Source organism: Pseudomonas sp. QD4 (assembly GCF_049199125.1).
Classification (GTDB): domain Bacteria; phylum Pseudomonadota; class Gammaproteobacteria; order Pseudomonadales; family Pseudomonadaceae; genus Aquipseudomonas.
This window is the reverse complement of the sequence record NZ_JBLZOM010000006.1, coordinates 230,919-250,045: the sequence shown is the minus strand read 5'-3', so window position 1 is coordinate 250,045 and position 19,127 is coordinate 230,919. Positions and strand designations below refer to the sequence as shown.

Annotated in this window: 19 protein-coding genes; 8 read left to right on the top strand and 11 right to left on the bottom strand. The window is 62.2% G+C overall.

What is annotated here, in order from left to right; genetic code table 11:
- Positions 1–52: 52 nt before the first annotated feature.
- The 4 genes from glyA to ACOZJV_RS28560 all read left to right on the top strand — a co-directional run bounded on the left by glyA (position 53) and on the right by ACOZJV_RS28560 (position 4,476).
- Positions 53–1,306 (top strand): serine hydroxymethyltransferase, encoded by a 1,254-nt coding sequence (gene glyA, locus ACOZJV_RS28575; protein ID WP_201128075.1) that lies wholly within the window; start codon positions 53–55, stop codon positions 1,304–1,306.
- 325 nt (positions 1,307–1,631) lie between these two features.
- On the top strand, positions 1,632–2,945 hold the full coding sequence (locus tag ACOZJV_RS28570) for a C4-dicarboxylate transporter DctA (protein ID WP_421549000.1): 1,314 nt from the start codon (positions 1,632–1,634) through the stop codon (positions 2,943–2,945).
- A gap of 81 nt (positions 2,946–3,026) precedes the next feature.
- Positions 3,027–3,731: a FadR/GntR family transcriptional regulator gene (locus ACOZJV_RS28565; protein ID WP_078471744.1), complete on the top strand. Its 705-nt coding sequence runs from the start codon at positions 3,027–3,029 to the stop codon at positions 3,729–3,731.
- Positions 3,732–3,777: 46 nt separating this feature from the next.
- Positions 3,778–4,476 carry a GntR family transcriptional regulator gene (locus ACOZJV_RS28560; RefSeq protein WP_421548999.1) on the top strand — a complete coding sequence of 233 codons (699 nt, stop codon included), beginning with the start codon at positions 3,778–3,780 and terminating at the stop codon, positions 4,474–4,476.
- A 69-nt stretch (positions 4,477–4,545) separates the two neighbouring features.
- Here the strand turns inward: ACOZJV_RS28560 and yjiA are convergent, their stop codons facing one another.
- The 3 genes from yjiA to ACOZJV_RS28545 form a co-directional block, all read right to left on the bottom strand.
- A complete protein-coding gene (gene yjiA / locus ACOZJV_RS28555) occupies positions 4,546–5,517 on the bottom strand; it encodes a GTPase (protein ID WP_201128082.1) in 972 nt (323 codons plus the stop codon).
- Positions 5,518–5,633: 116 nt separating this feature from the next.
- Positions 5,634–5,831, bottom strand: a complete 198-nt coding sequence (locus tag ACOZJV_RS28550; RefSeq protein WP_007895266.1) for a YbdD/YjiX family protein — start codon at positions 5,829–5,831, stop codon at positions 5,634–5,636.
- 16 nt (positions 5,832–5,847) lie between these two features.
- Entirely contained in the window at positions 5,848–7,914 is a 2,067-nt protein-coding gene (locus tag ACOZJV_RS28545) for a carbon starvation CstA family protein (protein WP_020296423.1), read from the bottom strand.
- 218 nt (positions 7,915–8,132) lie between these two features.
- Here ACOZJV_RS28545 and ACOZJV_RS28540 point away from each other — a divergent pair, with 218 nt between their 5' ends.
- Both ACOZJV_RS28540 and ACOZJV_RS28535 read left to right on the top strand, forming a co-directional pair.
- Complete coding sequence (locus tag ACOZJV_RS28540; protein WP_421548998.1) at positions 8,133–8,594, top strand: methyltransferase family protein; 462 nt, start codon at positions 8,133–8,135, stop codon at positions 8,592–8,594.
- 47 nt (positions 8,595–8,641) lie between these two features.
- On the top strand, positions 8,642–9,010 hold the full coding sequence (locus ACOZJV_RS28535; RefSeq protein ID WP_078471740.1) for a PilZ domain-containing protein: 369 nt from the start codon (positions 8,642–8,644) through the stop codon (positions 9,008–9,010).
- Between the two features lie 21 nt (positions 9,011–9,031).
- On the opposite strand, the gene ACOZJV_RS28530 is transcribed toward ACOZJV_RS28535, so the two are convergent.
- From ACOZJV_RS28530 to katB, 4 genes are all read right to left on the bottom strand, one after another.
- Complete coding sequence (locus tag ACOZJV_RS28530; RefSeq protein ID WP_421548997.1) at positions 9,032–9,763, bottom strand: hypothetical protein; 732 nt, start codon at positions 9,761–9,763, stop codon at positions 9,032–9,034.
- A gap of 30 nt (positions 9,764–9,793) precedes the next feature.
- On the bottom strand, positions 9,794–11,161 hold the full coding sequence (gene radA / locus ACOZJV_RS28525) for a DNA repair protein RadA (protein ID WP_078471738.1): 1,368 nt from the start codon (positions 11,159–11,161) through the stop codon (positions 9,794–9,796).
- 46 nt (positions 11,162–11,207) lie between these two features.
- A complete protein-coding gene (locus ACOZJV_RS28520) occupies positions 11,208–11,762 on the bottom strand; it encodes an ankyrin repeat domain-containing protein (protein ID WP_201128088.1) in 555 nt (184 codons plus the stop codon).
- Between the two features lie 70 nt (positions 11,763–11,832).
- On the bottom strand, positions 11,833–13,320 hold the full coding sequence (katB, locus tag ACOZJV_RS28515; protein WP_421549034.1) for a catalase KatB: 1,488 nt from the start codon (positions 13,318–13,320) through the stop codon (positions 11,833–11,835).
- Between the two features lie 339 nt (positions 13,321–13,659).
- Here katB and mscL point away from each other — a divergent pair, with 339 nt between their 5' ends.
- Entirely contained in the window at positions 13,660–14,073 is a 414-nt protein-coding gene (gene mscL / locus ACOZJV_RS28510) for a large-conductance mechanosensitive channel protein MscL (RefSeq protein ID WP_078471735.1), read from the top strand.
- 48 nt (positions 14,074–14,121) lie between these two features.
- Here the strand turns inward: mscL and ACOZJV_RS28505 are convergent, their stop codons facing one another.
- Positions 14,122–14,898, bottom strand: coding sequence for a ferredoxin--NADP reductase (locus tag ACOZJV_RS28505; RefSeq protein ID WP_078471734.1), 777 nt, complete (start codon positions 14,896–14,898; stop codon positions 14,122–14,124).
- 227 nt (positions 14,899–15,125) lie between these two features.
- Here ACOZJV_RS28505 and ACOZJV_RS28500 point away from each other — a divergent pair, with 227 nt between their 5' ends.
- Positions 15,126–16,250, top strand: a complete 1,125-nt coding sequence (locus tag ACOZJV_RS28500; protein ID WP_421548996.1) for a methyltransferase — start codon at positions 15,126–15,128, stop codon at positions 16,248–16,250.
- Between the two features lie 84 nt (positions 16,251–16,334).
- On the opposite strand, the gene ACOZJV_RS28495 is transcribed toward ACOZJV_RS28500, so the two are convergent.
- The 3 genes from ACOZJV_RS28495 to ACOZJV_RS28485 form a co-directional block, all read right to left on the bottom strand.
- Positions 16,335–16,502 carry a DUF2474 domain-containing protein gene (locus tag ACOZJV_RS28495; protein ID WP_020296413.1) on the bottom strand — a complete coding sequence of 56 codons (168 nt, stop codon included), beginning with the start codon at positions 16,500–16,502 and terminating at the stop codon, positions 16,335–16,337.
- 64 nt (positions 16,503–16,566) lie between these two features.
- Positions 16,567–17,574 carry a cytochrome d ubiquinol oxidase subunit II gene (gene cydB, locus ACOZJV_RS28490; protein WP_078471732.1) on the bottom strand — a complete coding sequence of 336 codons (1,008 nt, stop codon included), beginning with the start codon at positions 17,572–17,574 and terminating at the stop codon, positions 16,567–16,569.
- 3 nt (positions 17,575–17,577) lie between these two features.
- Positions 17,578–19,017 carry a cytochrome ubiquinol oxidase subunit I gene (locus tag ACOZJV_RS28485; RefSeq protein WP_421548995.1) on the bottom strand — a complete coding sequence of 480 codons (1,440 nt, stop codon included), beginning with the start codon at positions 19,015–19,017 and terminating at the stop codon, positions 17,578–17,580.
- Positions 19,018–19,127: the final 110 nt, after the last annotated feature.

Below are 19,127 nucleotides of genomic sequence, written 5' to 3'. Positions count from 1 at the left end.
CCCATTGGGTTAGAATGCCTCCCTTTTCTGCCCCCGATCCTTGAGGACCGCCATGTTCAGCCGTGATTTGACTATTGCCAAGTACGACGCCGATCTCTTTGCCGCCATGGAGCAAGAAGCTCAGCGCCAGGAAGAGCACATTGAGCTGATCGCTTCGGAAAACTACACCAGCCCAGCGGTGATGGAAGCTCAAGGCTCGGTATTGACCAACAAATACGCCGAAGGCTACCCAGGCAAGCGTTACTACGGCGGCTGCGAATACGTCGACGTGGTTGAGCAACTGGCCATCGACCGCGCCAAAGAGCTGTTCGGCGCCGATTACGCCAACGTCCAGCCCCACGCCGGCTCCCAAGCCAACAGCGCGGTGTACCTGGCCCTGCTCTCGGCTGGCGATACCATCCTGGGCATGAGCCTGGCCCACGGCGGTCACCTGACCCACGGCGCCAGCGTTTCCTCCTCCGGCAAGCTGTACAACGCCATTCAATACGGCATCGACGCCAACGGCCTGATCGACTACGACGAAGTCGAGCGCCTGGCGGTCGAGCACAAGCCGAAAATGATCGTGGCCGGTTTCTCTGCCTACTCGCAGATCCTGGACTTCCCGCGCTTCCGCGAAATCGCCGACAAGGTCGGTGCGTACCTGTTCGTGGACATGGCTCACGTAGCCGGTCTGGTCGCCGCTGGCGTCTACCCGAACCCGGTGCCATTCGCCGATGTGGTCACCACCACGACCCACAAGACCCTGCGCGGTCCACGTGGCGGTCTGATCCTGGCTCGCGCCAACGCCGACATCGAGAAGAAGCTGAACTCCGCCGTATTCCCGGGCGCCCAGGGCGGCCCGCTGGAACACGTGATCGCCGCAAAGGCCATCTGCTTCAAGGAAGCCCTGCAGCCTGAGTTCAAGACCTACCAGGAACAAGTGATCAAGAACGCCAAGGCCATGGCCGGCGTGTTCATCGAGCGCGGTTTCGACGTGGTTTCCGGCGGTACTGAAAACCACCTGTTCCTGCTGTCGCTGATCAAGCAGGAAATCTCCGGTAAGGACGCTGACGCCGCTCTGGGCAAAGCCTTCATCACCGTGAACAAGAACTCGGTACCGAACGACCCACGTTCCCCGTTCGTCACTTCCGGCCTGCGCTTCGGCACTCCAGCCGTGACCACTCGCGGCTTCAAGGAAGCCGAGTGCAAGGAACTGGCTGGCTGGATCTGCGACATCCTGGCTGATCTGAATAACGAAGCGGTGATCGACGCCGTTCGCGAGAAGGTCAAGGCCATCTGCAAGAAGCTGCCGGTATACGGCGCTTAATAGCCCGCATAACGCAGTAGAAAAGCCCGGCCCTGGTGCCGGGCTTTTTTGTGCGTGGGGGTTTTGTGTGCCAGATAAAACCAGCGCAGGCCCTCCTCCCCACAAACACCCCAGGCACACCGTCCCCCTTAAAACCCCCGACTGTCTGAGTAACACCACTGGTCAGACCGGTCATGCCAATTTCCGACATCCCCCTTGTAAACCCATAAAATCCGAGCGTAGACTGCGCCTGCACTGGACATACCGGTAAGACCACAATAATTAAGTCCTGGATCCGCAAGCGCTCACGCGCACGGCAGACAGGACACCGATCAGGATCCTCCTCATGCTCAGATGGTGCTCGCGTTCAATTTTCCTCCAGGTTGTTCTCGGACTGATGCTCGGCGTCGTTTGCGGACTCACCCTTCCCGAATTCTCCTCACAACTCAAACCGCTGGGCGATGGCTTTATCAAGCTGATCAAGATGCTGATCGGCCTGATCGTGTTCTGCGTGGTGGTCAGCGGCATTTCCGGTGCCGGCGACCTGAAAAAGGTCGGGCGTATCGGCCTCAAATCAGTCATCTACTTCGAAATCCTCACCACCATTGCCCTGGTGATCGGCCTGGTCATGGCCTTCAGCACCGGCATTGGCAGCGGCGCCAACATCCATCTGGATCAGCTGTCCAGCGCCGACATGGGTGACATCGCCCAACGCGGCCAGCACATGCAGGGCACCGCGCAGTTCCTGATGAACCTGATCCCGACCTCGGTGATCGGTGCCTTCGCTGACAACAACATCCTCCAGGTCCTGCTGTTTTCCGTGCTCTTCGGCAGCGCCCTGAACCTGGTAGGTGAAGCCGCCTCCGGCATCTCGCGGCTGATCAACGAACTCAGCCACGTGATCTTCCGCATCATGGGCATGATCGTGCGCCTGGCGCCGATCGGCGTGTTTGGCGCCATCGCCTTCACCACCAGCAAGTACGGCGTGGATTCGCTGCAGCACCTGGGCAGCCTGGTGGGGCTGTTCTACCTAACCTGTTTCGCGTTCGTTGCGGTGATCCTGGGCCTGGTGATGCGCCTGTCGGGCCTGCGCATGCTGCCGTTTCTCAAGTACCTGCGTGAAGAACTGCTGATCGTGCTCGGCACCGCCTCATCCGACGCCGTGCTGCCGCAGATCATGCGCAAGCTCGAACACCTGGGGATCGGCAGCTCCACGGTGGGCCTGGTGATCCCCACCGGCTACTCGTTCAACCTCGATGGGTTTTCCATCTACCTGACCCTGGCCATCGTGTTTATCGCCAACGCCACGGGTACGCCGCTGTCGATGTCGGACTTGCTGACCATTCTCCTGGTGTCCCTGATCACCTCCAAAGGTGCCCACGGCATACCCGGCTCGGCGCTGGTGATTCTGGCCGCGACCCTGACTGCGATCCCGGCGATTCCGGTGGTCGGCCTGGTCCTGGTGTTGGCGGTGGACTGGTTCATGGGCATCGGTCGCGCCCTGACCAATCTGATCGGCAACTGCGTGGCTACCGTGGCCATCGCCCGCTGGGAAAAAGACATCGACCTGCAGCGCGCCAACAAGGTCTTGAGCGGCCAGCAGGGTTACGGCTTCCAGCCGCGTAAACCGGCAGCGTCCGCCCATCAGCAGGAGTTCTAGGCAACACTTGTGCCTGCCGACGGCAGGCACAACAATCAGCGCCCGCCGATGGCGGCGTTACCGATACCCATGGAGTGCACAGTGATCAGCTCGTCGACGGTGGTAAATTCAGTGGTGGAAAAACTGCGGGCAGCCTTGGCCCGTGGCCAATGGCGCTGCGGCGACATGCTGCCCGGGCAACGCGAGTTGGCCGAACAACTGGGCATCAGTCGTCCAAGCCTGCGCGAAGCGGTGATCGTCCTGGAAACCCTGGGGCTGGTGCGTTCCCTGCCCGGCAAGGGCGTGCTGGTGCTCGAAGCCACCCTCGGCGAATCATCGATCAGCACCAGCAGCGTCGCCGGCGCCAGCCTGGAAGACGTGCTGCAACTGCGCTACACCCTTGAGCCCTTTATCGTCGGCCTGGTGGCCCAGTCCATCAGCAGCAAGGAAGTCGGGCAATTGCGCCTGACCCTGATGGACATGCGCGAAGCCCTCGACGCCAATGACAGCGAAGCCGGGATGAACGCCTACATCGCCTTCCATGAAGAGCTGTTCGCCCTGACCTCCAACCCGATCTTCCAGAACGTGGTGCAACAGACCAGCAACGCGCTGAAACAGAGCGCGGACATCCTGCGCAACTCGCCGGAACACCTGGCCGAGCGCCTGCAGGAAAACGAAGCGGTGGTGCGGGCCATCCGCAACAAGAACAGCGCGCTGGCCAGCGCCGAGATGCGCAAGCATATCCTCCAGGAAGGCCAGCGCATGGGCATCGAACTGAACATCCCGGATGACAACCTGGGTCACTGACCCGATGTAGAACACTTCATATCGGCAACCGGACTGGAGACAGGCCATGGCCAGCTGCGCCTTGAACAATCATGCATTCATCCCCAGCGGCGCCCTGCCCCGCCTGGGCCGGGGCCAGAGAAAGCTGCTGGTCGACGATGTCTATCCACAGATTTTCGAAGCCATTCTCGAACAACGCATCACCCCCGGCAGCCGCGTCACCGAAGAAAACCTCGGTCTGGCCTTTGGGGTGAGCCGCAGCATCATTCGCCAGGTATTGGCCCGCCTGTCCCATCAACAGGTGATCATCCTGCGCCCCAACCACCGGCCACAGGTGGCGGCGCCGGACATCGAGCAGACCCGGCAGATCCTGCATGCCCGGCGCCTGACCGAAATCACCCTGGTGCGCCTGGCCTGCCAGCAACCACGCCCCCGGCACTTGCTGCCCCTGCGCCAACTGATTGCCCGCGAACGCGAGGCCATCGAACGGGATCAGCGCGGGCCGGCCATTCGCCTGTCCGGCGAGTTCCACCTGCAATTGGCCGAGGTGGCGGGCAACGGACCGCTGGCGCATTTTCTGGCCAGCCTGGTGCCGCTGACCTCCCTGGCCATCGCCCACCATGAGTCCCGGGCCTGCAACTACTGCGCCTGGCAGGAACACTCGGCGATCGTCGATGCCTTGGAAACCGGGGATGCCCAGGCAGCGGAGACTTTGATGAACCAGCACCTGGATCATCTGGAAACCAGGCTGCTGGGCGCACGTTAAGCCCGGCTCGGGCCGGCCGGCTGCCGCACGCCTGTGCGGTGGCCGGGCCTGTCCACAGAGGGGTGGGCCTTAGCTCGCAGCCACTCGTGCAAATCCTGCACGAATCTTTTCTTCCGGCAGGTCGTCGGCGATAAACACAATCACGCTTTCCCTGGCTTCGCCTTCGGCCCATTCGGTGTCCCAATCGAAGCCGTAGAGTTTGAGCACGCCCTGGAACACCATGCGCCGCGGTTCGCCGGCGATATTGAGCACGCCTTTGTAGCGCAGCAATTGCTTGCCGTGATCTTCCAGCAGCTCGTTCATGAACTCGCTGAGTTTTTCGATATCCAGCGGCTGGTCGGTGCGCAGCACCAGGCTGGAGATACGATCGATGGAAGGCGCCTTGCTCACCGGACGCAAGCTGACGCCGCCGCCCAGGTCGGCATTGAGGTTGAACCCGCGCACATCCAGCAGCTCGGCCAGGTCGATCTGGCCGTGCTCCACCACGCGAATCGGCGCCCGGCGGTTGATCCGGGTCAGGCGTTCGCTGAGGGCGTTGAAGGTTGCTTCATCCACCAGATCGCGCTTGCTCACCAGCAGCCGGTCGGCAAAGCCGATCTGGGCCTGGGCGATGGTCTGGGTCAGGTGGTGCTCGGCATGCGCGGCGTCCACCAGGGTGATGATGCCGTCGAGGATATAGCGCTCGCGCAGCTCTTCATCGATAAAAAAGGTCTGGGCCACGGGCGCCGGATCGGCCAGCCCGGTGCACTCGATCACCAGGCGGTCGAAGGCGATTTCACCGCTGTCCAGTCGCTCCAGCAGCAGGTACAGCGCCTTGGTCAGATCCGTGTGGATGGTGCAGCAGACGCAGCCGTTGGACAGGGTCATGACTTGCACCGGCTCGGCCCCCAACAGTTGGGTGTCGATACCGGCGTCGCTGAATTCGTTCTCGATCACGGCGATTTTCAGGCCGTGCTCGGCTTTGAGCAGGTGCCGCAGCAGCGTGGTCTTGCCCGCGCCAAGAAAGCCGCTGAGGACGGTGACGGGGATGGGTGCTGACAAAACGAAGATCTCCCTTGGGCTGAAAAAACTGTAGGAGCCCAGCCCGCCGGCGAGGTCAATTCAGACCTCGCCGACCGACCGGCTCCTACAGTGGGATGTTGCCTAGTCTCTGTGCTTCAACAGCACTTCGGACCGCCCTTGCCGCCGTAACGTGCTTCCTGACGTTCGCGAAAGAACATCTCGTAGCTCATCACCGGCTTGTCCGGGTGTTTGGTTTGCATATGCTCGACGTAGTTGTCGTAGTCGGGCATGCCGACCATCAGGCGCGCGGCCTGACCGAGGTATTTACCGAGGCGACTCAGGTCATTGAACATGTTTGCAATCCTCGGGTTACGCGTCCGGCAGGGCCTGGAAGGGCGATTCTTTATCCGTACGTTCCTTGGTGCCCCAGGCGGCGATGCCGACCTTGAGCGCATAGAACAGGATGCTGAACACCACCAGCAGGAACAGCGCGGTCAGCGTTGCGTTGGTGTAGGCGTTGAAGATCACGTGCTGCATCTGCTCGATGCTCTTGGCCGGAGCCAGGATCTGACCGCCTGCCAGGGCATCGCTGTACTTCTTGGCCAGGGACAGGAAGCCGATCGCCGGGTTGGCGTCGAACAGCTTGATGAAGCCCGCCGTGGTGGTGCAGATCAGCAGCCAGACAGCCGGCAGCATGGTCACCCAGATGTAGCGTTGGCGTTTCATTTTGATCAGGACCACGGTCGCCAGCATCAGCGCGATACCCGCCAGCATCTGGTTGGAGATACCGAACAGTGGCCACAAGGTGTTGATGCCACCCAGCGGATCGATCACCCCCTGGTACAGCAGGTAACCCCACATCGCCACGCAGCCGGCGGTGGCGATCAGGTTGGCGGTCCAGGATTCGGTGCGCTTGAGCGCCGGCACGAAGGATCCGAGCAGGTCCTGCAGCATGAAGCGTCCGGCACGGGTACCAGCATCGACTGCGGTCAGGATGAACAGGGCTTCGAACAGGATCGCGAAGTGGTACCAGAACGCCATGGTGTTTTCACCCGGCAGGACACTGTGCAGGATCTGCGCAATACCGACCGCCAGGGTCGGCGCACCACCGGCGCGAGCCAGGATGGTGGTCTCGCCGATGTCATGGGCCACCGCTTGCAGGGCTTCCGGGGTAATTGCAAAACCCCAACTGCTGACGGTTTGCGCCACGGCCACCACATCGCCGCCGACCACGGCCGCCGGGCTGTTCATGGCGAAGTACACGCCAGGCTCGATCACCGATGCGGCAACCATCGCCATGATGGCCACGAAGGACTCCATCAACATGCCGCCGTAACCGATGTAGCGGGCGTTGGTTTCGTTATCCAGCAGCTTGGGCGTGGTGCCCGAGGAGATCAGCGCATGGAAGCCCGATACCGCGCCACAGGCGATGGTGATGAACAGGAACGGGAACAGGCCGCCTTTCCACACCGGTCCGGTGCCGTCGATAAACTGGGTCAGGGCCGGCATTTTCAGCTCGGGCATGGTGACCAGGATGCCGATCGCCAGGGCGATGATGGTGCCGATCTTGAGGAAGGTGGACAGGTAGTCCCGGGGAGCCAGAATCAGCCAGACCGGCAGCACCGCCGCGACGAAGCCGTAGCCGATGAGCATCCAGGTGATCTGGATCCCGGTGAAACTGAAGGCTTTGGCCCAAACCGGATCAGCGGCAATCTGCCCGCCCAGCCAGATCGAACCCAGCAACAGCAATACGCCAATGACCGAGATTTCACCGATGCGGCCCGGGCGGATGTAGCGCATGTAAATGCCCATGAACATCGCGATCGGGATGGTCGCCATCACCGTGAAAATGCCCCACGGGCTTTCGGCCAGGGCCTTGACCACGATCAGCGCCAGCACCGCGAGGATGATGATCATGATCAGGAAGCAGCCAAACAGCGCGATGGTCCCGGGGATCCGGCCCATTTCCTCGCGCACCATATCGCCCAGGGAACGGCCGTTACGGCGAGTCGAGAGGAACAGCACCATGAAGTCCTGGACCGCACCCGCCAGTACCACACCGGCAATCAGCCAGAGTGTGCCGGGCAGATAGCCCATTTGCGCTGCCAGCACCGGACCGACCAGAGGGCCTGCACCGGCAATAGCCGCGAAGTGGTGACCGAAGAGAATGTGTTTGTTGGTGGGGACGTAGTCCAGACCGTCGTTGTTGAGCACAGCGGGGGTTGCCCGGCGTGCATCGAGTTGCATCACGTTGTTGGCGATGAACAGGCTGTAGTAACGGTACGCAACCAGATAAATGGCCACTGCCGCGACCACAATCCACAAGGCGTTGATTGCCTCGCCGCGACGCAATGCCACTACGCCGAGGGCGCACGCTCCTACGATTGCCAGCAGCAGCCAGGGTACATGGCGTAGCAGGCTATTATTATTTTTCATTTTTTTATTCCAGCCAGGGTGGACAGAAAGACAGCCAAACCGAGTTTAGCGCTACTGGCTTCAAAGACCACCCCCCACGTTGGTCTAGAGCCTTCTTTTAAGAAAATCCAGCCCTGTGGGGACGGCCGCTCGCCGCTTCTGCCCGCCCGCTCGAAAACACGCTGAACCACCGTGGCGAAAAAACAGTCGCAACTACAAGCCCCCCGTCAGGAGACCCCATGGCCAGGCCCGCTGAACCACCACTGCTACCGCCGCCGTTGTTGTATCTGCTGTTCATCACGTTGGCGCTGTTTCTTGCAGACTGGCTGCCCCTGCCCGTCCCTGCCAATGGCTGGACCCAGGCCCTGGCCGTGCTGCTGATCGTGGTTGGCCAGGGCCTGTCGTTCTGGGCAATGTGGCGTTTCCGCAAGCAGCACACCACCAACAGCAACTTCAACCAGCCCCGGCAACTGCTGCGCGACGGCCCGTTCGCCGTGTCCCGCAACCCGATCAACCTCGGCGACACCTGCGGCTATTGCGCCATCGCCCTGCTGCTCGGCAGTCTCTGGCCGTGGCTGTTGCTGGCGCCCTTGCTGTATCTGATGAACCGCAATGTCATCCACCCGGACGAAGTGCAGCTGCAAAGCCTGTTCGGCGACACCTACCGTGACTATTGCCGCAAGGTCCGCCGCTGGCTGTAGCGCAGAACAGGGGTCTATAGTCAGTGCACCACGCAGAGGGCCAGGCCATGAGCGAGCAACATTCCGATCGCCGACGTTTCAAGCGCATTGCTTTTGATGCCAGGACCGAACTCAGCCAGGGATCCCGACGCTGGCCCGTCCAACTGCTCGACCTGTCGCTCAAGGGCATGCTGATCCAGCGCCCCGAGCCCTGGCTGGGCGATGCCAGCCAGCCCTTTGAAGCCGACATTCATTTGAGTGCCGATGCCGAGGTGAAGATGGACGTGCAACTGGCCCACGATGACCATGGCCAGCTCGGGTTCGTCTGCCTGCATATCGGCCTGGAGTCGATCGAGCATCTACGGCGGCTGGTGGAGTTGAACCTGGGCGACCCCGAGGAGCTGGAGCGTGAGCTTGGGGCATTGATCGAAATCTGATCAGCGCCCCAAACCCGAACCTCAGGGAAACGCCGACGGCTGGGGAAACTCGCTCTCGTTTTCCCAGTAACCCGGCTGCTGGCGGGACGCTACTTGCCACTGCCCATCGACATAACGATAGGTCCGGTAGGTGGTCACAAAGTCCTCACCCTGGGGCGCGGGCGCTGATGACACCTGCTGGATGGACTCGGTGGCGCTATCGTTCGCCGGCACCACTTTCCAGGCCGCCTTGCCGGTCTCGGCCAGCACCAACGGACGTTTTTCACCGGTTTCCGCCAGGTAACGCAACGGGTCGAGCTGATTTTGTGCCGGCACCAGGACCTCCGTGGCCGGACCGCTGTAGCTGCCCATGGGCGCCGTCATGTCGATGGTCAGGAAGAACGCCGGCGCTGGCAGGCCGTTGATCGGGGCCTTCTCCACTGTCGCCAGCGGGTAGCCAAGGTCCTTTTGCGCCAGCACCTCGCCGGAATCGGCAATCAACCGGGCCTGCGCCTCCAGCAAGGGATGGTTTTCGAGATCCGCCGACGCATCGAACGAGTCCGCATCCAGCGCGCTGCCCCAACTGTCGGCGTGCATCTGCGGAGTGATGCGCAGGTCCTCCAGCACCTCCAGCACCGAGCCGTCGCCAACCAGCACCTGCTGCGCCACCCGATAGCCTTCCGGCACTTCGCCCTGTTCGGCATGGGCACTGGCGGCGCTGAACATCAGCGCCAAACCGAGGGCCCGGGTCCAGCCGCTTTTATTGACCATCATCTGCTTCCTTTCATAAGGCCCACGTGGCGGTTATTCGAAAAGTGCGTCCAATGCCTGTTCCAGGCGGGTGACAGCAATGATCTTGAGCCCCGGTGGCGACTCTTTCGGTGCGTTGCCCTTGGGCACAATGGCCCGCTTGAAGCCGTGCTTGGCGGCCTCTTTCAGGCGCTCCTGGCCGCTGGGCACCGGACGCACTTCGCCGGACAGCCCCACTTCGCCGAACACCAGCAAATCGTGGGGCAACGGGCGATTGCGCAGGCTGGACATGACCGCCGCCATCAGCGCCAGGTCGGAAGCGGTTTCCAGTACCTTGACCCCGCCCACCACGTTGAGGAACACATCCTGGTCGTGGGTCGGAATGCCGCCGTGGCGGTGCAACACCGCCAGCAGCATGGCCAGGCGGTTCTGATCCAGGCCCAGGGTGACCCGGCGCGGGTTGGCCAGGTGGCTGTCATCCACCAGCGCCTGGACTTCCACCAGCATTGGCCGCGTGCCTTCCCAGGTGGCCATCACCACGCTGCCCGGTACTTCTTCCTGGGCACGGGTGAGGAAAATCGCCGAAGGGTTGGAGACTTCTTTCAGCCCCTTGTCCGTCATGCCGAACACGCCGAGTTCATTGACCGCGCCGAAACGGTTTTTCACCGCTCGCAGCAAGCGCAGGCGCCCGTCGGACTCGCCTTCGAAATAGAGCACGGTGTCGACCATGTGCTCCAGCACCCGCGGCCCGGCCAGGGCGCCTTCCTTGGTCACGTGGCCGACCAGGAAGATCGCCGTGCCGCTCTGCTTGGCATAGCGCACCAGCAAGGCCGCGCTCTCGCGCACCTGGGACACGCCGCCCGGCGCCGATTGCAGTTGCTCGGTGAAGATGGTCTGGATCGAGTCGATCACCATGACCTTGGGTTTTTCCTGACGGGCGGTGGCGATGATGGTTTCGATGCAGGTTTCGGTCATGACCCGCAGCTTGTCCTGGGGCAGGCCCAGGCGGCGGGCACGCATGGCCACCTGTTGCTGCGACTCTTCGCCGGTCACATAGAGGGCTGGCATGCGCGTGGCGAGGTTGCACAAGGTTTGCAACAGAATGGTCGACTTGCCGATACCCGGGTCGCCGCCGATCAAGACCACCGAGCCGTCCACCAGGCCGCCACCGAGCACGCGGTCGAGTTCGCCGGAAGCGGTGGAGAAACGCGGGATTTCCTCGACGCTGACTTCAGCCAGGGTCTTGATCTGCGCCTGCTGCCCGGCCCAGCCGGTGCGTCCGCTGGGGGCCGCCGCGCCGCCGCTCTCGACCATGGTTTCGGTCAGGGTGTTCCAGGCCCCGCACTCACCGCACTGCCCGGCCCACTTGGGAAAGGTTGAGCCGCACTCGGTGCAGCCGTACATGCGTTTGGCCTTGGCCATCTGAACCCCCGGCAAAAACCGCGATGATAGCTCAGCTGGAGGGTGATCAGTGCGGCGCGGCGGTACGGATTTCACCGCTGGCCAGACGTGCGGCGCTATTGCCCAGCGGATCCTCGGCATTCAGGTCGGCGCCCTTGGCCGCCAGCGCATCCAGCAACTCCACGCGCTTGAACAGGCCGGCGTACATGGCAGCGGTCTGACCGGCGGCATTGCGCTGGTCCGGGCTGCAATCGGCGGCCAGCAGGCGCCGGGCAATCCCCAGTTCGCCCTTGAAGATCGCGCCCATCAGCGCGGTATTGCCCCGCTTATCCTGCACGCAGGCGTCGGCACCCGCGGCCAGCAGGCGTTCAACCGCCGGAGCCTGGCCGTGATAGGCGGCGAGGATCAGTGCGCTGTAGCCCTTTTCGTCCTGGGTATCGAGGGCATAGCCGGCCTCGATAAAGGTGTCGAGCATCTCGACATCACCGCGCCGAGCGGCATCGAAATAGTAGTCCTGCAACTGGGCCTTGATCGCTGCCGGCTCCGTGGCGGGCGGTTGCCCGGGAGCGGCGAGCGCGGTGAATGAACAACAGATTAAAAGTGCCGCGATATAGATAGGCATGGAGCACCTCCCTCAGGTCTACACAAAGCAGGAGCACGCGACACCCTGAGCGGGCGTCGCGCGCACGCCGTCAATCCGTCAGCTTGGCGGCCAGCGCCTTGACCCGCGCCAGGTCGCCCGTGGCCACCTGGGTCACGCCGCTGCCGTACTCGGGATCGGCCTTGTAGAGAAACGACAGCATGATGTGCTTGCTCTCGTCATCCGTGGTGGCCAGGGAGCCGCCGAAGTTGTTGATCAGGTCCTGGCGCTCCTGCTTGCTCAGCGAACGGTACAGCTCGCCGGCCTGCTTGAAGTTCTGCTCGCGCTGGATCTTTGCCTGCTGGGTGCTGCCGCTCAGCGGCTGTTGGCTGTAGCGGGCAGCTTGCGGTTCTTCGCGGGGCAACAGGCGACTCGGTTGGTAGTTGACCCCGGTGGAGCTGCTGGCGCTGTTCATCGCGCCGTCCTGGTTACCGTTGTTGACCGCGACTTTCGGCGCATTGATCGGCAACTGCAGGGCATTGGCCCCCAGGCGATACATCTGGGTATCGGCGTAGGAGAACACTCGGCCTTGCAGCAGGCGGTCTTCCGACGGCTCGATGCCCGGTACCAGGTTGGCCGGGGCCATGGCCACCTGCTCGGTTTCCTGGAACACATTGCCCGGGTTGCGGTTGAGCACCATCTGCCCGACCTTGCGCTCCGGCACCCCGGGCCAGATCTTGGTCGCATCCAGCGGATCAAAATCGAAGCCGGCCAGGTCCTGGGGCTTGAGCACCTGGACATACAGGTCCCATTTCGGGAAGTCGCCCTGGTTGATATGGCTCACTAGGTCATGGGTCATGTGGCTGTAGTCACGGCCCTGCACCTGGACCACCTGTTGCGGGTCCAGATTGCTGATGCCCTGCAGGCTCTTCCAGTGGAACTTCACGTAGTGCACTTCGCCCTTGGCGTTGACCAACTTGTAGGCGTGCACGCCATTGCCGTCCATTTCCCGGTAACTGGCCGGAGTACCGGAGTTGGAATACAACTCGGTCAAGGTGCGGGTGGCTTCCGGAACATGGGAGAAGAAATCGAAACGCCGCGAATCATCATCCAGGTTGGTGCGCGGGTCGGGTTTGAATGCATGCACCATGTCCGGGAACTTGATGGCATCACGAATAAAAAAGGTCGGGAAGTTATTGCCTACCAGGTCCCAGTTACCGTCGGCGGTATAGAACTTGGTAGCAAAACCCCGAGGGTCACGCAGGGTTTCAGGCGAGTGATTGCCATGGACCACCGCCGAAAAACGCACGAACACCGGCGTCACTTCGCCTGCGGCAAAGACCTTGGCTTTGCTCAGGTCGCTGAGGCTGTCGGTCACCGTGAACGTGCCGTGGGCACCGGTGCCACGGGCATGCACCACCCGCTCCGGAATGCGCTCGCGGTCGAAACGCTGGAGCTTCTGGATCAGTTGCACATCCTGCAACAGCACGGGGCCGGTCGCGCCGGCGGTTTGCGAATTCTGGTTGTCGCCCACTGCGGCGCCGTTATCGCGGGTCAAGGTGGCAGCCTGTATGGAAAGGGACAGCAGGCTGGCGGTCATGACGCCCAGCAGGCGCCGCTGGGAAAGAGTCCCAAGGCCAAGGGTGGTACTCATTGTTTTATTCCTCTGGTTAATCCAGCGCAGTCGAGTGCGCCTGTTAGAGGCTAGTGAGCAACGAGTTGAAAACTAAATTGAAAGGTCGCAAGCGACTGATTGAAAGAATGTTCTGGGCGATAGGCTCAAGTGCGGGTATTACGCGCGCGATTGCTGGCACTTTGTAAACTATTTGCCGCCAAGTCGGTCGATAACAGCGAACACTGTAAGCAGTTGTATCAAGCAGGAGCGCAATGGCTGATTTACACTGCGTTCACCAACCTCATCTGTAACAAGGAATAACCTATGGGCGTGCTAAGTGAGTTCAAGGCCTTCGCGGTCAAAGGTAATGTGGTCGATATGGCCGTCGGTATCATCATCGGTGCGGCGTTCGGCAAGATCGTCTCGTCCTTTGTCGGTGATGTGGTCATGCCACCTATCGGCCTGCTGATCGGCGGCGTCGACTTCAGTGACCTGGCCATTACCCTCAAGGCCGCTGTGGGCGATGCACCGGCCGTGGTGCTGGCCTACGGTAAATTCATCCAGAGCATGATCGACTTCGTCATCGTCGCCTTTGCCATCTTCATGGGCGTGAAAGCCATCAACCGCCTGAAGCGCGAAGAAGCCGTGGCCCCTACCCTGCCACCGGTACCGACCAAGGAAGAAGAACTGCTGGGCGAGATCCGCGATCTGCTCAAAGCGCAGAACAACAAACCCTGAAGTCGCCACACCCCTGGAAAAACGGCGCCCCTGAGGCGCCGTTTTTTTTTACCAGTAGGTTTCTACCGCCACCTGCCCGGGGCGTCGGCTCAGGCTCAGTTGCATATCGCGTTGCTTGAGCAGGGCCCGGGTGTCATCGACCATCTGCGGGTTGCCGCACAGCATCACCCGCGAATGCTCCGGGGTCAGTGGCACGCCGGCGGCGCGCTCCAGCTCGCCGTTTTCGATCAGGTGGGTAATGCGCCCGTTGAGGCTGCCCGGATGCTGTTCGCGGGTCACGGTGCTGATGAACTGCAACTTGTGGGCGACTTCCGCCAGGTAGTCGCGCTGCACCAGCTCGCGGATCAACTGTTGATAGGCCAGTTCCTTGGCTTCACGCACGCTGTAGACCAGGATGATGCGCTCGAATTTTTCCCAGACTTCAAAGTCCTGGAGGATCGACAGGAACGGCGCGATCCCGGTGCCGGTGGCCAGCAGCCACAGGTCACGGCCATCGACGAAGCGGTCCAGGGTCAGGTAGCCAAAGGCCTGGCGTTCCACCAGCAGGCTGTCGCCCACTTCGAGGCGACTCAGTTCACTGGTGAACTCGCCGCCGGGGACCACGATGGAGAAAAACTCGAGAAACTCGTCAAACGGCGACGACACCATGGAGTAGGCCCGCCACACCGTGCTGCCATCGGCCCGGGTAACGCCCAGGCGGGCAAACTGCCCGGCGCGAAAGCGAAAACCGACATCGCGGGTGGTGCGCAGGGTGAACAGGCTCGGGGTCAGGGGATGGACCTCAAGCAAGGTCTGGCGCGTGTACTTTTCTGCACTGGCAGTCATGGCAGGCTCCATTGGGCGAATGCCGCTAGTGTCCCGCAAAGCACGGGGCAGAAACACCGGTGGTTTGTAATGGCATAGATCGCGGGCAATCAGCGGCAAAAAAACGTACCATTTGCCCCCTCTTCGAGCAGGTGGCACGCGGCCTGCGTGCCACCTGCCCGAACGTTCCTGCCCGCAGACGCCCCGTCCATCGGCAGGACATTCGTCGATTATCCAGAGTCCGCCCCATGCCCCTGCTCGAAAGCCCCTTCGCCCAGCTCGACCTGATCCGCCAGCCCGAACAACCGAACGAGCCGTTGCAGGCCTTCGACGCGGCGGACGAGTACTTGCTCAACCACCTGGCTGAGCAGCAGCCGGATGCGCAGACCCGGGTGCTGATCCTCAACGACAGCTTCGGCGCCCTGGCCGCGAGCCTGGCGGGTCGGGTGCAGTTGACCAGCAGTGGCGACTCGTTTCTAGGCGCCCAGGCCCTGGAAAAGAACCTGGTGCGTAACGGTCGCGCCTTTGACGCGGTGTCGGTGGTGCCGGCCAGCGAGCCGTTGCACGGCCCGTTCGACCGGGTGCTGATTCGCGTACCCAAGACCCTGGCCCTGCTGGAAGAACAGTTGATCCGCCTGCAGGGCCAACTGGCTCCAGGCGCCCAGGTGGTGGCGGCGGCCATGGTCAAACACTTGCCGCGGGCGGCCGGGGACTTGCTGGAGCGCTACATCGGCCCGGTGCAGGCTTCGCTGGCGGTGAAAAAGGCGCGGTTGCTGATGGCCACGCCTGAAGCCAGGACCCCGGCCGTGTCGCCCTACCCCAGCCGCTATCAACTGGATGAGCCGGCCATCGAGCTGCTCAACCATGCCAACGTGTTCTGCCGCGAAGGGCTGGACATCGGCACCCGCGCCTTCCTCCCGCACCTGCCCCACAACCTGGGCCAGGCCCGGGTTGCCGATCTGGGCTGCGGCAACGGGGTACTGGCCATCGCCAGCGCCCTGCGCAATCCGGACGCCCACTACACCCTAGTGGATGAATCCTTCATGGCCGTGCAATCGGCCCGGGAGAACTGGCATGCGGCCCTCGGTGAACGCGAAGTGACCGTGCGCGCTGACGATGGCCTGGCCGGGCAGGAGCCGCAGTCGCTGGACGTGGTGCTGTGCAACCCGCCGTTCCACCAGCAACAGGTGGTCGGCGACTTTCTGGCCTGGCGCATGTTCCAGCAGGCCCGCGAAGCGCTGGTGGTGAGCGGCGCGCTGTACATCGTCGGCAACCGCCACCTGGGTTATCACAGCAAGCTGGCGCGCCTGTTCCGGGGCGTCGAGCAGGTGGCGGCGACACCGAAGTTCGTGATCCTCAAGGCCCGCAAATAATCCCGCACTAGCAGGTTGCAGACCAAAAAAAGCCCTCCATGAGAGGGCTGTAAAACCGTGCCGCAAGGCAACGGGATGGGATGATCAGTGGGTCGTCAGGCCCGCGGCATTCATGAACATGCGCATCAGGCTGGCGACGATAAACAGGGCCAGCACGCTGCCGACCCAGATTCCGGCCAGCCAGCCGAGACGTTGCCACAAGGGCTTTTTCTCGGCGGCTTCGATTTCCTGCAAAGAGTGTTTGTTGCTCATCGCTTGAACTCCTGATAACCCGCAGGCTGCGGTGTGCCCGGCACACCGCGCGCCCGGCGGCGCCCTAGTGGTAACCGTCTTCGTGGGTGACCTTGCCGCGGAACACGTAGTAGCTCCAGAAGGTGTACCCGAGGATGAACGGGATGATGAACAGCGTGCCCACCAGCATGAAGCCCTGGCTTTGCGGCGGCGCGGCGGCGTCCCAGATCGAGATCGACGGCGGCACGATGTTCGGCCACAGGCTGATGCCCAGGCCGCTGTAGCCGAGGAATATCAGCACCAGGGTCAGCAAGAACGGCGTGTAATGGGCGTTGCGCGCCACGGCGCGAACCAGGCCATACATGGTCACCAACACCAGGATCGGCACCGGCAGGAACCAGAACAGGTTCGGCAAGGTGAACCAGCGCGTGGCGATTTCCGGGTGCGCCAGCGGGGTCCAGATACTGACAATGCCGATCACCGCCAGCACCACAAAGGCCAGGGGCCGCGCCAGGTTGTGCATTTGCTCCTGAAGCTTGCCTTCGGTCTTCATGATCAGCCAGGTGCAGCCCAGCAGGGCATAAGCCACCACCAGCGCCGCGCCGCAGAACAGGGTGAAAGGCGTCAGCCAGTCCAGCGAACCGCCGGCGAACTGGCGATTGACCACCGGCAAGCCATCGATAAAGGCCCCCAGCGCCACGCCCTGGAAGAAGGTGGCGGTGATTGATCCGCCAATAAACGCCTTGTCCCATAGATGACGCTTGTCATCCTTGGCCTTGAAGCGGAACTCGAACGCCACGCCGCGAAAGATCAGGCCGATCAACATCAGGATCAGCGGCAGGTACAACGCCGAGAGCACCACCGAGTAAGCCAGCGGGAAGGCGCCGAACAGTGCCGCGCCCCCCAGCACCAGCCAGGTTTCATTGCCGTCCCAGACCGGGGCGACGGTGTTCATCATTACGTCACGGTCGGTCTTGCCCGGGATAAACGGGAAGAGAATCCCGATCCCCAGGTCGAAGCCGTCCATGACCACGTACATCATGATGCCGAAGATGATGATCACGGCCCAGATCAGCGGAAGATCGATACCCATGAGTCAATTCCCCTTGTTCAGGCGGTCGCTGTGGTCAGCTTCGGCGTCATCGTCGGCAGCGGAAAGCGGCCGGGCCGGCGTGCGTTTCTGCCCAGGCCCCCCGTGGCTGACTTCGGCGCCCTCATTGGTCACAGGGCCTTTGCGCACCAGGCGCATCATGTAGCCCAGGCCGGCACCAAACAGCGCGAAATAGACCACGACAAACAACACCAAGGTGATGCTCATCTGCATAAAGCTGTGGTTGGACGATGCATCTGCCGTGCGCATCAGCCCGTAGACCACCCACGGCTGACGGCCGATTTCGGTGGTGAACCAGCCGGCGAGAATCGCGATCAGACCCGACGGCCCCATCCACAGCGCCAGGTGCAGGAACAACCGGTTGTGGTAGATCCGCTCGCGGCGACGCAGCCACAGGCTCCACAGGCCGGTGAAGATCATCAGGAAGCCGAGGCCGACCATGACCCGGAACGACCAGAAGACGATGGTCGAATTTGGCCGGTCCTCAGGTGGAAAGTCCTTGAGCGCCGGCACTTGCTTGTCCAGCGAGTGGGTGAGAATCAGGCTGCCCAGGTAAGGGATTTCTACGGCGTACTTGGTTTTTTCAGCCTTCATGTCCGGCCAGCCGAAGAGGATCAGCGGGGTCGGCTCGTTGCCGATGTTTTCCCAGTGGCCTTCGATGGCGGCAATTTTCGCCGGCTGGTGCTTGAGGGTGTTGAGGCCATGGAAGTCACCGATCACCGCCTGTACTGGCGCCACGATCAGAGCCATCCACATCGCCATCGACAGCATGCGCCGGATCGCCGGGTTATCCCGCCCGCGCAGCAGGTGCCAGGCAGCCGAGGAGCCGACGAAGAACGCCGTGGCGACAAACGCGGCCGTGGCCATGTGCGCCAGGCGGTAGGGGAACGAAGGGTTGAAGACCACGGCGAACCAGTCCACCGGAATCACCCGGCCGTCGATGATTTCAAAGCCCTGAGGGGTCTGCATCCAGCTGTTGGACGAGAGGATCCAGAAGGTCGAAATCAGCGTGCCGATGGCCACCATCACCGTGGAGAAGAAGTGCAGGTTGCGCCCGACCTTGTTCCAGCCGAACAGCATGACCCCAAGGAAACCGGCCTCAAGGAAGAATGCCGTGAGTACTTCATAGGTCAGCAACGGGCCGGTGACAGCGCCGGCAAAATCCGAGAAGCGGCTCCAGTTGGTACCGAACTGGTAGGCCATGACCAGGCCGGAGACCACGCCCATGCCGAAGTTGACGGCAAAGATCTTGGACCAGAAGTGGTACAGGTCGCGGTAGGTGTCGTCGCGGGTCTTGAGCCACAAGCCTTCGAGTACCGCCAGGTAACTCGCCAGGCCGATGGTGATGGCCGGGAACAGAATGTGGAACGAGATGGTGAACGCGAATTGGATTCGGGCGAGATCAAGTGCCTCCAAACCGAACATAAGCTTTCCTCTGTCAGGTAATACCGGCTGAAGGCTTGCGGCCTGCACCCACTGCCCCCACGGATATGGAGTGTGGCGAATTCGGATTCGTTCTTTTTAAACCATCGCAA

Coding starts and splice junctions, on each gene's coding strand:
- glyA (WP_201128075.1), top strand. CDS start 53: ATGTTCAGCCGTGATTTGACTATTGCCAAGTACGACGCCGATCTCTTT.
- ACOZJV_RS28570 (WP_421549000.1), top strand. CDS start 1,632: ATGCTCAGATGGTGCTCGCGTTCAATTTTCCTCCAGGTTGTTCTCGGA.
- ACOZJV_RS28560 (WP_421548999.1), top strand. CDS start 3,778: ATGGCCAGCTGCGCCTTGAACAATCATGCATTCATCCCCAGCGGCGCC.
- ACOZJV_RS28550 (WP_007895266.1), bottom strand. CDS start 5,831: ATGTTCAATGACCTGAGTCGCCTCGGTAAATACCTCGGTCAGGCCGCG.
- ACOZJV_RS28545 (WP_020296423.1), bottom strand. CDS start 7,914: ATGAAAAATAATAATAGCCTGCTACGCCATGTACCCTGGCTGCTGCTG.
- ACOZJV_RS28540 (WP_421548998.1), top strand. CDS start 8,133: ATGGCCAGGCCCGCTGAACCACCACTGCTACCGCCGCCGTTGTTGTAT.
- ACOZJV_RS28535 (WP_078471740.1), top strand. CDS start 8,642: ATGAGCGAGCAACATTCCGATCGCCGACGTTTCAAGCGCATTGCTTTT.
- ACOZJV_RS28530 (WP_421548997.1), bottom strand. CDS start 9,763: ATGATGGTCAATAAAAGCGGCTGGACCCGGGCCCTCGGTTTGGCGCTG.
- radA (WP_078471738.1), bottom strand. CDS start 11,161: ATGGCCAAGGCCAAACGCATGTACGGCTGCACCGAGTGCGGCTCAACC.
- ACOZJV_RS28520 (WP_201128088.1), bottom strand. CDS start 11,762: ATGCCTATCTATATCGCGGCACTTTTAATCTGTTGTTCATTCACCGCG.
- katB (WP_421549034.1), bottom strand. CDS start 13,320: ATGACCGCCAGCCTGCTGTCCCTTTCCATACAGGCTGCCACCTTGACC.
- mscL (WP_078471735.1), top strand. CDS start 13,660: ATGGGCGTGCTAAGTGAGTTCAAGGCCTTCGCGGTCAAAGGTAATGTG.
- ACOZJV_RS28505 (WP_078471734.1), bottom strand. CDS start 14,898: ATGACTGCCAGTGCAGAAAAGTACACGCGCCAGACCTTGCTTGAGGTC.
- ACOZJV_RS28500 (WP_421548996.1), top strand. CDS start 15,126: ATGCCCCTGCTCGAAAGCCCCTTCGCCCAGCTCGACCTGATCCGCCAG.
- ACOZJV_RS28495 (WP_020296413.1), bottom strand. CDS start 16,502: ATGAGCAACAAACACTCTTTGCAGGAAATCGAAGCCGCCGAGAAAAAG.
- cydB (WP_078471732.1), bottom strand. CDS start 17,574: ATGGGTATCGATCTTCCGCTGATCTGGGCCGTGATCATCATCTTCGGC.
- ACOZJV_RS28485 (WP_421548995.1), bottom strand. CDS start 19,017: ATGTTCGGTTTGGAGGCACTTGATCTCGCCCGAATCCAATTCGCGTTC.